At 70.5% G+C, this 7,832-nt stretch carries 10 protein-coding genes and 1 pseudogene; 3 read left to right on the plus strand and 8 right to left on the minus strand.

Annotated features, from left to right (window positions below; all coding sequences use genetic code 11):
• Window positions 1–62: 62 nt before the first annotated feature.
• Window positions 63–521, plus strand: a complete 459-nt coding sequence (locus P1P70_RS36135) for an ATP-binding protein (protein ID WP_319245326.1) — start codon at window positions 63–65, stop codon at window positions 519–521.
• Between the two features lie 173 nt (window positions 522–694).
• On the plus strand, window positions 695–1,606 hold the full coding sequence (locus tag P1P70_RS36140) for an adenosine kinase (protein WP_319245327.1): 912 nt from the start codon (window positions 695–697) through the stop codon (window positions 1,604–1,606).
• A gap of 4 nt (window positions 1,607–1,610) precedes the next feature.
• On the opposite strand, the gene P1P70_RS36145 is transcribed toward P1P70_RS36140, so the two are convergent.
• The 3 genes from P1P70_RS36145 to P1P70_RS36155 all read right to left on the minus strand — a co-directional run bounded on the left by P1P70_RS36145 (window position 1,611) and on the right by P1P70_RS36155 (window position 3,066).
• Window positions 1,611–2,213, minus strand: a complete 603-nt coding sequence (locus P1P70_RS36145) for a GTP-binding protein (RefSeq protein WP_319245329.1) — start codon at window positions 2,211–2,213, stop codon at window positions 1,611–1,613.
• Window positions 2,214–2,257: 44 nt separating this feature from the next.
• A complete protein-coding gene (locus tag P1P70_RS36150; RefSeq protein ID WP_319245330.1) occupies window positions 2,258–2,686 on the minus strand; it encodes a roadblock/LC7 domain-containing protein in 429 nt (142 codons plus the stop codon).
• 74 nt (window positions 2,687–2,760) lie between these two features.
• Entirely contained in the window at window positions 2,761–3,066 is a 306-nt protein-coding gene (locus P1P70_RS36155) for a hypothetical protein (protein ID WP_319245332.1), read from the minus strand.
• Between the two features lie 824 nt (window positions 3,067–3,890).
• Between P1P70_RS36155 and P1P70_RS36160 the strand changes: the two genes are divergently transcribed.
• The gene (locus tag P1P70_RS36160) at window positions 3,891–5,126 is read left to right on the plus strand and encodes an acyl-CoA dehydrogenase family protein (RefSeq protein WP_319245333.1); all 1,236 of its coding nucleotides are present in this window, start codon (window positions 3,891–3,893) and stop codon (window positions 5,124–5,126) included.
• A 230-nt stretch (window positions 5,127–5,356) separates the two neighbouring features.
• Here P1P70_RS36160 and P1P70_RS36165 read toward each other — a convergent pair whose 3' ends face one another.
• The 5 genes and pseudogenes from P1P70_RS36165 to P1P70_RS36185 form a co-directional block, all read right to left on the minus strand.
• A complete protein-coding gene (locus P1P70_RS36165) occupies window positions 5,357–5,941 on the minus strand; it encodes a GAF domain-containing protein (RefSeq protein ID WP_319245335.1) in 585 nt (194 codons plus the stop codon).
• A 37-nt stretch (window positions 5,942–5,978) separates the two neighbouring features.
• Window positions 5,979–6,581: a GTP-binding protein gene (locus tag P1P70_RS36170; RefSeq protein WP_319245337.1), complete on the minus strand. Its 603-nt coding sequence runs from the start codon at window positions 6,579–6,581 to the stop codon at window positions 5,979–5,981.
• Window positions 6,559–6,927 (minus strand): DUF742 domain-containing protein, encoded by a 369-nt coding sequence (locus tag P1P70_RS36175; protein WP_033529367.1) that lies wholly within the window; start codon window positions 6,925–6,927, stop codon window positions 6,559–6,561. The genes P1P70_RS36170 and P1P70_RS36175 overlap by 23 nt, the downstream gene beginning before the upstream one ends.
• Before the next feature lie 4 nt (window positions 6,928–6,931).
• A complete protein-coding gene (locus tag P1P70_RS36180; protein WP_033529461.1) occupies window positions 6,932–7,369 on the minus strand; it encodes a roadblock/LC7 domain-containing protein in 438 nt (145 codons plus the stop codon).
• A pseudogene (locus tag P1P70_RS36185) lies at window positions 7,356–7,832 on the minus strand (hypothetical protein); the annotation flags it as partial. The gene P1P70_RS36180 and the pseudogene P1P70_RS36185, both read right to left, overlap by 14 nt.

Genomic DNA, 7,832 nt, shown 5'->3' on the forward strand with positions numbered 1-7,832 from the left:
GGTTAGCCCCGACCATGTACCCACCCCTTGGCACAGAGGCGTACGAACCCCACCGAGCGGGCGTGTTCGGTCTGTCCGCGGTGCCCGCCTCGGCGGGCGAGGCGCGCAGAACCGTGCACGAGCTGCTCGACGAGTGGGAGGTGCGTCCGGAGACCCGTGAGGACGCGCTCCTGATCACGTCCGAGCTGGTCACCAACGCGTTGACACACACGGACAGCGAGTGGATCGTGTGCCGGCTGCACTTCACCGGCCGCCGGCTCCGGATCGAGGTGGAGGACCAGAACAGCGGTCACGCACAGCCTGCCCGGCGTCGTCCGGGCCCCGACGACCAGAACGGGCGTGGGCTCATGCTGGTCGGCATGCTCAGCAGCGACTGGGGGGTGCGCGACGCCCCACAACGGTCCGGTCGTGTCGTCTGGGCAGAACTGCCGTCGGAGGGCCGGGAATCCGCCGAGCCCGCCCCTCCGACGGCTCCGCACGAGACCGGAGGGCTTCCGTTGACCGACCCGTCCTGGACGTAGGCACTCCGCTCGGAACAGGGCGCCTGCTCCCGGTGGGAACACGGCGCCTGCTCCGGTTGTCGGTCGGCGGGCATGTCGTGGCTGGTCGCGCGGTTCCCCGCGCCCCTTCGGGGCGCGGCGGCGCGCCGGACGTACGCTGCCCCCACAGTCGGCCCGTTCCCGTGGGAGGCAGTGTGCGCAGCGAGTCCGAGATCGACGTCCTCGTGCTGGGCGGGGCGGGCGTCGACACCATCGTCTACGTCCCCGAACTGCCGCTCCCGTTCGCCGACAGCCATCTGGTGCCGGCCATCGAGACCCGGGCCGGACAGACCGGCGACTTCATGGCGGTGGCCACGCACGCGCTCGGCCTGCGGACGCACCACTTCGACCTGCTCGGCGACGACCACGAAGGAGACCTGGTCCGCGCGCTCCACCGCGACCGGGGCATCCCGCTCACCGAGGCGCCGCTGCCCGGCGGCACCCGGCGCGCGGTGAACCTGGTCGGTCCGGACGGGCGCCGCTGCTCGCTCTACGACGGCAGCCGGAGCCGGGAGGTCCACGAACTGCCCCCGGACACGGTCCGCGCGCTGGCCGGGGTCAGCCGGCACGTCCATGTCTCCATCAGTCAGCCGTGCGCGGCCTCCCTGCCGCTGCTGCGCGAGCTGGGGGTCACCGTCTCGACCGATCTGCACGACTGGGACGGGGCCAACCCGTACCACGAGCCGTTCGCCCTCGCCGCGGACCTGGTCTTCCTGTCGGCTGCCTCGCTCCTGGACCCGGAGAAGACCATGCGCCGGATCAGCGAGCGGGGCGGGGCCCGGACCGTCGTCGCCACGGACGGGGAGCGGGGCGCGTACCACCTCGTCGACGGCGAGCTGAGTCATGTGCCACCGGTGGCCCCGCCGACCCCGGTCGTGGACTCCAACGGGGCGGGCGACGCCTTCGCGGCGGGCTACCTCTTCGGCCGGCTCACCGGCGAATCGCCGCACCGGTGCGCCCTCTTCGGCGCGATCGCGGGCGCGTACGCCTGCACCGTCCCCTCGACCCGCACCGATGCGATCGGGCGGACCGAACTGCTGGCCAGGGCGCAGGAGTTGACTCTCTGAGTCCTCAGCCCGGGCGGAGCCCCGCCGCCACCAGACGGGCCTCCATCCTGCGGCGGGCCGCGCCCAGCACCGCCAGCAGGAGCTCCTTGCTGGAGTGGCGCTGCCGTACGTCGCAGAGGAGGACCGGGACCGCTGGCGACAGGTCGAGCGCCTGGCGGACCTGCTCGGCGTCCACCTCACGCTTGCCGTCGAAGCAGTTGACGCCGACCGCGAAGGGGATGTCGCGGGACTCGAAGAAGTCGACCGCGGGGAAACACGCGTCGAGCTTGCGGGTGTCGGCGAGGACCACGGCCCCGAGGGCACCGCTGCACAGGTCGTCCCACATGAACCAGAACCGGTCCTGTCCCGGCGTGCCGAAGAGGTACAGCACCAGCTCGGGGGAGAACGTGATCCGCCCGAAGTCCAAGGCGACGGTGGTGGAGACCTTCTTCTCCAGACCTCTCATGTCGTCCACGCGTCTGCCCGCCGCGGTGATGTGCTCCTCGGTCGCCAGCGGGGTCACCTCGCTCACCGAGCCGACCATCGTCGTCTTGCCGACGCCGAAACCGCCCGCGATGAGGATCTTCAGGGCGGTGGGTACGACCGGCCCGGAGCTGACGGACACCATCCATCACCCTTTCGACGAGTTCCAGGCCCGGCCCCCGGCGCGGCTCACGCTTCCTGCACGTAACCGGAGGGGGTTTCCGAACGGGGCGCCGCGCTCAGGTACTTGCCGACCTGTTTGACCAAGGTGCCCATCTCGAACGCCATCATGCCGACGTCCACCTCCTCCGAGGCGATCGCGGCGAGCCGCGCGCCCCGCCCCGCGGCGGTGACGAAGAGGAACGCCCGCTCCATCTGGATGACGGTCTGCTGGACCTCGCCGCCCTGGAAGTGCCGGGCCACGCCCCTGGCCAGGCTGTGCATGCCCGAGCCGACGGCCGACAGGTGTTCCGCGTCGTCGAACCGGATGTCCTTCGACTTGCCGATGAGAAGGCCGTCCCCGGAGAGCACGATGGCGCAGTGGATCTCGGGTATGCGTTCCACGAGTCCGTCCAGCAGCCAGTCCAGTTGGGGACCGGGTCGTTCCTGCTCTGTCATGTCGTGCGTGTTCCTCACGGTCGGTCGGCGCCAGGGGCGGCGCCGGGTCGTCGGGGCGCCGGGGGCAGCGCCCGTCAGGCGGCCTCGGGACCTGGTCGGGGTGCCGGTCGGCCGTCGGTGCTGTGGGTGCCGTCGGTGTCCTGGCCGTCGCCGGGTCCGGCGAGCCGGGCCCGCGCCGAGCCCCGCTGGATCGCCACCATGACGCGGGCCAGGGCCTCGGGGCGGAGCGTGTCCTCGGTGTCGTCGCCGTCGGCCGCCGAGGGGGACTCGGCCGCGTTCTCACGGTGCCGTGGCGTGGACGGGGTGTTCCGTGCCCGTCGGGGCAGGCTCTGGGGGAGGGGCGCGGCGCCGGTCTCGGCACGGGGCGTGTCACCGCTCATCGGGGCCGCCGGCTCGTACCGCGTGTGGTGCCGGTGGGGTCCCGCCGCGCGACTCGGTGCGAGCGCGGGGGAGGGTGCCTGGCATCTGGTTCCTCGTACGACAGTGAGCATCCGACGGCGGTGGGGGTGCGCCCGCGAGCCGCCCGGCATCCCCTGTGCCCGGCTTGACGCACCGTCGGCGGAAGTCGGCGGGCGACGGAACGGTACCAGGAGCCGGGGCCCGTCGTCAGCACCTGTCCGGTCCCGAGCCGCTCCCTGCCCGACCGTAACTCGTCGCCGCGCTCACGTACTTGGCGCGGGCCCCGAATCGGCCGGGCGGTGCCGGGGCGGATCGGCGGATCGACGGAGCGGAAGGTTCCGGAGGCGCGCGGAAAGCTGACTTGTCGACACAACAGCCCCGCAGGACGGGCACCCCTCGGCCACAACCGTCGTCCCGGAGTGTGGCTTGAAATCTATGGCGACCTGCTCAAACCCCCACACGGGGCGCCGCGGTTTGGTATTTGGCGCTGCACAGAGCGAAGAAACCGCGTGGCGTACGGCGTTTGGCTGGTGGTCAGGTCTGTCGACGCTTGGTCCCGAGTCGGGACAGTCGTGCAAGTTCGGCTCGGAAAGTATCAAAATGTGGACATCGTCGTATTCGTATCTCACATTTTGGCTCATATTTCAACTGTCAATATTTCGGCCAAACCACCTTAACGATCTTGGCGTAAGAGGTTGATTTGTAGACCATGTTCCACGTCGGTCAGACTCCCAACCGGAACCACGATCGACGCACAGCCACCGCGTCTCCCCCGGGCGCGGGGAAACGCCTAGAAGGGCTTGGCGTGGAACACGTCTTCACAACCCAGGATCACGAAGATCTGCGGCAGCGCGTACGCGAGTTCGCCGAGCGGGTGGTACGCCCCCTGATACCCGAGATGGAGGCGTCCCGTACCGCACTGGTGGGGCTCTCCCGTCTGATCGCCCAACAGGGCTGGATCGGCGCCACGATCGACCCGGTCCACGGCGGCATGGGCGCGGGCCACCTCGCCAAGACCATCATCATCGAGGAACTGTCCCGGGTGAGCGGCGCGATGGGGGCCATGGTCCAGGCCTCCCAGCTGGGCGTCGCCAAGATCATCCATTTCGGCGACGACAGCCAGCAGCGGTACTGGCTCCCGAAGATCGCCGCGGGAGAGGTGCTGCCCACCATCGCCGTCACCGAGCCGGGGTCGGGGGGCCATGTGGCCGGCATGGAGAGCAGCGCGGTACGGGACGGCGACGACTACATCCTCAACGGCCGCAAGGTCTTCGTCGGCAACAGCCACGTGGGCGACGTGCACGGTGTCGTGGTCCGCACCGGGCCGGGCTCGAAGGGCATGACGGCCTTCCTCGTCGAGTCCGACCGGCCCGGCTTCTCCCTGGCGCCCCAGGTGCCCTCCATGGGCCTGCACGGGTTCAGCTTCGGGGAACTCATCTTCGACAACTGCCGGGTACCGGCCGCCAACCGGCTCGGCGAGGAGGGCGAGGGGCTGGCCGTCGCCTACTCCTCGTCGGTGCTCTACGGCCGCCTCAACCTGACCGCGGTGTCCCTGGGCATCCACCAGGCGGTGTTCGAGGAGACCGCCCGGTACTGCGGGGAGACCCAGCGCTACGGCAAGCCGCTCGGGCACCTGCCCAACATCAAGATCGAGCTGGGGCGGATGCTGCAACGCCTCACCCTCGCCCGGCAGAGCGCCTATCTCGCCGCGCACCTGCTGGACAACGGGCGGCCCTGCGACGTCGAGTTGATGTCCGCGAAGCTCTACAACGTGGAAGCGTCCATCGAGTCGGCCCAGGAGTCCGTCAAGATGCACGCCGCGTGCGGCCTGTTCACCGACCGCCCGGTGGAGCGCTATCTGCGCGACGCCTTCCACATCTACGCGCCCGCCGGCACCTCCGAGATCCAGGGCCTGCGGCTGGGCGAGTTCGCGCTCGGCGAGAACAAGGGCCAGTGGTCCGAACGGCTCGCCGACCTGGTCCGCACGCCGCAGGTCGAGCAGCGGCAACCGGAACCGGTCCCGGTCGCGGAACTGGTCTGAGGCCCGGCACCGCGCCCCGCGAGGGGCGCGGGACTGTCTCGACGCGCGGCTGCGCCCCGTGACCGCGGCCAGCCCCCGCCGGCCCGCGGGTCCGTCACGGCATCACCCCGGCGCGGAACGCAGAGAACCGCGGACACGACGACGTGTCCGCGGCTTGCGTCTCCCGGGGCGCCCGGCACCCCGCGGCCCGCCTCCCTCGACCGTGACGGACCGGCGGCGCCGCGTCGGCCTCAGTGGCCGGTGGCGATGGCCTGGATCCGGTCGGACATCTCCTGGGCCATGTGCTTGATGATCTCCAGCCGCTGCCGCCCCCACGTGCGGGAGTCGGTGTCGACGACGCAGATCGTGCCGAGGTTCATGCCGCCCAGCGTGTCGACCAGCGGCGCCCCCATGTAGGAGCGGATGCCGATCTCGTCCACGACCGGGTTGCCCGCGAACCGCGGGTAGTCGCAGACGTCGTCGAGCACCAGCGCCGCCGTCCGCTTGACGGTGTGCGGGCAGAAACCGTGGTCCAGACGCATCTCCCGGCTCATCGAGGTCTCGGCGGCCTGCCCTTGGGCGATGTTCACGGGTCCGGCGTCCGGCGTGTAGAGCCCGGCGAAGAACTGACGCTTGTCGTCGACGAAGTTGACCATCGCGTACGGCGCGTCCAGCTCCAGGGCCAGCCGGCGCGCGAACGCGTCGAACTCGGCCCGGGGGGTGTCGGCGAGCCCCAGCTGGGCGAGCCTCGCGGCACGCTGCGGCGCCCCCGGGTCCTCGGGGGTGAGGAGCAGGCGGTCGAGCGGTGGCTCATAGGCGGAATAGGGGCTGTTCATCAGAACTCCGTTCGAGGTCGGCCGAGTCGAGGAATGATCAACGCAGCGCGGGCGGCTGGTGCGAGGCCACGGGTGGGGTCATGCCGAGCAGGTGCTGCACGAGTTCGACGAGCACGCCCGTTCCCGAGCTGCAGTGCCGGGCGTCGCAGAACACGATCGGGGCGTTGGACTTCAGGCCGATGGCGTCGCGGACCTCTTCGAGGGAGTACTGGTACGCGCCGTCGAACTCGTTCACCCCCACGACGAACGGGATGCCGCGCACCTCGAAGAAGTCCACCGCGGGGAAGCACGCGTCGAGCCGGCGGGTGTCGGCGAGCACCACCGCGCCCAGCGCCCCGTCGGAGAGCTCGTCCCACATGAACCAGAACCGCTCCTGCCCCGGTGTGCCGAACAGGTACAGGACGTGGTCCGAGCCGAGGGTGATCCGGCCGAAGTCGAGGGCCACCGTGGTGGTGGCCTTGTCCTCGATCCCGGCGAGGTTGTCCGTCCCGGCACTGGCCGTGGTGATGACCTCCTCGGTGCTCAGCGGCGCGATCTCGCTGACCGCCCCCACGAAGGTCGTCTTACCCACCCCGAATCCGCCCGCCACGAGGATCTTCAGGGCGGTCGGGAACGGGTCAGAGTCGTGCGCGTAGGCCATCAAGCACCGCCTCCAGAACTTCTCGGTTGGCGGCGGAGGCCGCCTCTACGGCACGGGGCGCCCGTGCGGTGAGCGCCTCGTGCTGCACCAGGTCGGACAACAGGACTTTGGTGACCGCGATCGGCAGGTTCATCCGCGCGGCCACCTCGACCACCGGCACCGGCCTGACGCACAGCCCGAGCACCATGTCGTGATCGGGGCCGAGGTCTGCGAGCGGCCGGACACCGGTGGCCATCACCAGAGTGAGCAGGTCGAAGGATGTGGAGGGTCGAGTGCGCCCGTTGCTGACGGTGAACGGCCGGACTAAGCGGCCGGCCTCCTCGTCCAGGAACAGCTCGTCCGTCATCGCGTCACATCCCCGCGCTGGACGGCGCGATGGTCGGACGGCGGGCCGGCGTGGCGAGGAACGGCTGTACGGCCCGGATGAGCATGCCCATCTCGTAGCCGAGCGTCTCGGTGTGCGTGGACGCGTCCGCGGTGACCGCCAGCACGGCGCCGTGGCCCGCGGAGGCCACGATGAGGATGCCGTTGTGCAGCTCCACGATCACCTGGCGGACGGTGCCGCCGTTGCCCAGCACCCTGTCGTGCCCGAAGGAACGGCCCAGGGAGTTGAGCCCGGAGGCTATCGCGGCCAGCCGGTCGGCGTCGTCCGTGCTCAGATCCACGTGTGCCTTGCTCAAGCCGTCGGACGACAGCAACAGGACCTGCCGGGTACCGGGAACGGTCTTCTTGAGGTTGTCCAGCAGCCAGTCGATGTTCTGCCCGGTGGGGTGGCTATCGCTCACCATGGTGGGGTTCTTCTCCTTGCGGTTGGGGCGGGGCCCAGCGTGCGTCGTCGACGGGGATCGCGTCGGAGGTCGCGCCGGCGAGACCGAAGCCTCGATTGATTCCGGCCAGGAGGCCGGGGCTGAAGTTCAGTTCCTGCTCGGTGGTGTCGGGTCGCGGAGCGGGCCCCTGGCGGAGTTCGGGGGCCAGGTGCTCCATGGCACGTCGTTTCGGCAGGTTCGGCCTGCCGGAACCGCCGGACCCGTGCGCGGGGGCCGCCGGGCGCTCGTACCCGGAGGGGCGGTACTCCGACCGTACGTCGGAGACGGGCTGTGCCCGCTCGTGCCGTGCGGCCGCGGGGGGCGGCACGGGCGCGCCCGCCCGCTGCGGCATGCCCGCCGTGGGCCGGACGTGGTTGCAGGGTCGCGTTCGTATAAAAAATCCCGGTCCACAGGAGAAGGCAAAAAAAAAAAATAACGTTTTTTT

It is taken from the genome of Streptomyces sp. MB09-02B (genome assembly GCF_033794485.1).
GTDB lineage: Bacteria > Actinomycetota > Actinomycetes > Streptomycetales > Streptomycetaceae > Streptomyces.